This window comes from Mesorhizobium sp. M1A.F.Ca.IN.020.06.1.1, from assembly GCF_004023265.1.
Taxonomy (GTDB): domain Bacteria; phylum Pseudomonadota; class Alphaproteobacteria; order Rhizobiales; family Rhizobiaceae; genus Mesorhizobium.
Genome location: NZ_RZSR01001770.1, coordinates 1 through 484 on the forward strand (window position 1 = coordinate 1; position 484 = coordinate 484).

Below are 484 nucleotides of genomic sequence, written 5' to 3' on the forward strand. Positions count from 1 at the left end.
CCTTGCTGACCGCCGATAACCCCGGAGAGGACAAGGACAGCGCGCTGTTCCGCCGGCTGGGCATCAAGCCGATGGAGCGCGAAGCGCAGTGAGTTTGCAAGGCCTATTCGACCGCTATGAGGCGACCTTGAATGGTCTCGCCCGCAAGAGCCGGCTACGGAAGTTGAGCTCCCACTTGGGTCTCGACTTCGCCTCCAATGACTATCTTGGCCTCGCGCGCTCGAAACGTATGGCGGAGGCGGTCGGGGCGGCACTCGCCGCCGGCACCCCCATTGGAGCGACCGGCTCGCGGCTCCTGCGCGGCAACGCGCCCGAGCACGAAGCGCTCGAAGCCAAGGCAGCCGACTTCTTCGGCGCCGAGCGCGCGCTGTTCTTCGGCGGCGGCTATGTCGGCAATTTCGCCGTGCTGACAACCTTGCCCCAGAACGGCGACCTGATCGTGCTGGACGAACTCGTCCATGCCAGCGCGCATGAGGGGGCGCGG

The 484-nt window shown here is 66.5% G+C and carries 1 protein-coding gene; it reads left to right on the forward strand.

The features are described 5' to 3' along the window. Nucleotides 1-88: 88 nt before the first annotated feature. A partial coding sequence (locus tag EOA60_RS36805) for an aminotransferase class I/II-fold pyridoxal phosphate-dependent enzyme (RefSeq protein WP_128312818.1) occupies nucleotides 89-484 on the forward strand: 396 nt, incomplete at its 3' end.